Genomic DNA, 3,339 nt, shown 5'->3' on the forward strand with positions numbered 1-3,339 from the left:
CGGACTATCTGCTCGTCGCTGTATCGCGTCTTCTTCATATGCCTCTCACTCTCTGAGAGGCCATTGTCTCAAGTTACCTTGGATCGAAAAAGCCGGGACAGGTCACATGACGAGGCCGGAAAGAGCAACCCGAAATACTTTGGATTTGACGGTGCCCGAAAGCGCTTCCTGAAATTCTTTCCCAACGGCTTCCAAACTGCCGAATATGTAGAGAAGGAGCGCGACTACAAGCTGGCGGCGAAGAAGAGGCTCGACGAGACCGTTCCGCTCGAGAAGGCCGCCGACGGAAAGGGTTTTGGCGAGGCGGTGCTTGCCGTGTTCCGCTTCACGAACATGCTCTCGCCCTTCGAAAAGACGCGCCTGCAGGATGTGCTGCGCGGGCCTCATGCTGACGATTTCATCCGGGCCGCCGCGCGCTTTACGCTGGAGGGCGGGAAGACACACCTTCTGGCTATGGAGCAGGCCTTGAAGCCACACGATAGCGCGAAATGGACAGTCGTGACCTATCTGCCCTTTCTGTGGCGTCCCGAGACACACATGTTTCTCAAACCCGAAACAACGAAGGACTTTGCTGGCCGCGTCGGCCATCGCTTCGCAGAGGAATACGAGGCAAAGCTTCACCTACCGGTTTATGAAAGCCTGCTCGATCTCGTCGCGAAAACCCAACGGGAACTGGTCGACATGGACCCGCGGGACCGCATCGATATCCAGAGTTTCATCTGGGTTGTGGGCAACTACCCGGAACGCGGCGAAGGCGCTTCTGAGTAGAGGCGCAGGATTGACGACCAGAACGAGGGGACACGAGGGTGACCATGATGCTGGATCCGCATTGGCAGGCAGCTGTCCGCACTCGACTTGTCGAGACGCGGAGGCGCGATCCGATCGGCCTTTCCGCGCGATACTGACATCGTAAACGAGCAACTCAATACAAACCCATCACGTTGGTACCTGACGGGGTATCTCGTGCCCGTACCAGTAGATGGTGATGACACGGCCGATGCCGGACGGAGATTGGAGACCCAGTCATCGACGGAATGGAGCAGACGGATCCGCCCCCCGGATCCGCCCTCGCTGCGATGATCCTGACCAGACAAACCAGCTCTACGGAAACCATTGGCACAATCACCTTGCGAGCTGACCGTTCTGGTTGATGCCCGCACCGAGACTGGATATGAACGTTACCTGGAGCGATTAAGTCGCAGAACCGCCCCTGCCACCAGAGTTTTCAAGGACGATGCTGCGGCTTTCCATTCCAGCCATCGCAATGTTTTCTGGCAGCGCCCTGACTCAGGCAAGCGTTTCTATCCAGGTTCCGAAACCGGGCGAACGATTTCGTAGTGTTCTTGAAGATTTGGCAAACAGGCAAAGGTCCTGCGGGGACTGGCCGTCGAAGCATTCACCCGCCCCTACATCCTGCCCCGACCGGACGGCAACACCGCGGGTGTGGTGACGTTAGGCACAGCTTCTTCGTCCCGCAGCAGAAACTGTGCCCGCGATGGAAGTTTGACTCCAGAGAACGGAGCGCAGACAAAGGTCTACGGCGGAGGCGAATCTAACTGTCCTTGGCAGCCTTGATCCAATCTCGCGCGACCGTAATAAATGCCGCCGCCGTCTCTCCGTTCAGGCGTTGTAGAGGAAAACTAGGATACCCATCATCCCTGTTGTTGGAGAGACGGCCAACGGCGCTGACAAAACGATCGAAGAATGCTTTCCGAGGTTCGTCATCCATCCAAACTTTCGCATTGCCAAAATGTATGCACACGGTTCCTTGCTTCTGAACACTCAGCGGGCTTCTTTCCTGTTCGCCCTTCTTCACAATAACTCCCGCCGATCCCTGAGTTTTCCGGGGAATACGCCACTCCCCGCCGAGCTCGTCCACTAATGAAGTTAAGTGCTGCAAGGCTTGTGTATAGTCCTCGCCAAGCGGAGCAATCCATGTTTCAAACCACTCAGACGGCGATGATGCGCTGTACAACGGCGTGACTATCCTCTTGGCGTTTGCACGCTCGGTTGCGCCGATAATGCGAGGAACCAGAGTTCGCAATCCGCCATCGCCCTCAAAATATCTGAGCTCGACTGCGTAGACATCAGCTATCATTTGTTCGTTCATGAACTCTACGATCCGTGCGAGTTCCGCGGGGATCTGATCGGCCACAAAAACCAGTTTCAAGCGTCCGGCACGAAAGTTGTCATCCACTCGGGACCAAAAGGCACTGTAGTCGGCGTCCGAGCCCAGAAAACGGCTGAGTTGCTCGTCAGGGTCGAACCCAAGCTTCTCACAGCTCTGAGCAAAGATTTGAGCTACCCTTCCGTTCGGCCAATACGCCACTGCGTTCGCTGCATAGTCAAGCATTTGACCCACGACTTCACGACGAATTCTCGTATCGGCCGCCCGCTTAACCTCAACAAGAACAGGTACTGCGTCCCTGGTGACAAAAAGATGATCAAGGGACCAGCGGCCAGCGCCCGACTCTGCATCAGAAATGGGATGTTCCCTTTGAATCAGCAGCAGGTCGCCGTTACCTCCAGAAATCGTGTCGGGAAAGCGTTGGATCAGCTCCTGAAGCGAATTCTCGCTCGGAGGTAGAGCAGCACGCATCTTGGTTAGTTCACCGTCAGCATTTACGACGAAAATGGATTGCTGGGAAGCCATGTTTTCCTCATCTAGAGTACAGCGAAGCTAATGCTTTTTCCTGGAAACTTGGTGAGGTTGCTGTTGGATTTCCCATTGATTGCAGAGTTGAGGTCATCCAGATCCTCGATTCAATTCGAACGCCATTCGAGACAGTATTGGAGGAGGAATAGCACATGCAAGAGCCAGCGGCTTTGCAAGAGACGCAGGTCATTTGCTGCGGATGCCCCATCTTCCCCATTTGAATAAACGGGATCACCATCTCGCGAACTCAATACCAGGAGAGCTGCATTTGCCCCTGTACAATAGCAGAAGCCTAAGGGGACTGTCTTGAGATCTACACGCAACTTAGGTCGGAAGCACGCCTCACTGAGCGCTCTCCGGGCAGAAAGCGAAACCTCGTGGTTCATGTGCCTGGAACCCTGCAGCGGCTCCCACTGGCACCGGCATTCGGCCAATGGGCCCGAATCACAAGAAGGCTACCTCCTCACTCCCTGCCCCACCCTCCACACGCCGTTTCCTTCTGAATCGTTTTTCTCGAAACCTGAAACGCTTATCCAGACATCTGAATCGGAAATATCAAGTTCTGAATCGAATTACCGCTGTCAACGGCGGTGCAAAATCCGGCCACGCGGCGGCGCAAAACCAGGCCAGGTGGCAGTGGCCTGCGCCATGGCGCGCGCGCTTACCAATAGCTGGCGCGTGCC

At 55.6% G+C, this 3,339-nt stretch carries 2 protein-coding genes; one reads left to right on the forward strand and one right to left on the reverse strand.

Annotation, left to right across the window (positions count from 1 at the left end; genetic code table 11):
- Positions 1-768 (forward strand): hypothetical protein (locus tag ABD906_RS09900; protein ID WP_345099259.1); only part of this gene is annotated, 768 nt, incomplete at its 5' end.
- A 784-nt stretch (positions 769-1,552) separates the two neighbouring features.
- Here the strand turns inward: ABD906_RS09900 and ABD906_RS09905 are convergent.
- Positions 1,553-2,653 carry a hypothetical protein gene (locus ABD906_RS09905; RefSeq protein ID WP_345099260.1) on the reverse strand — a complete coding sequence of 367 codons (1,101 nt, stop codon included), beginning with the start codon at positions 2,651-2,653 and terminating at the stop codon, positions 1,553-1,555.
- Between the last annotated feature and the right edge of the window lie 686 nt (positions 2,654-3,339).

Source organism: Chelativorans composti (assembly GCF_039541695.1).
Taxonomy (GTDB): Bacteria; Pseudomonadota; Alphaproteobacteria; order Rhizobiales; family Rhizobiaceae; genus Chelativorans; species Chelativorans composti.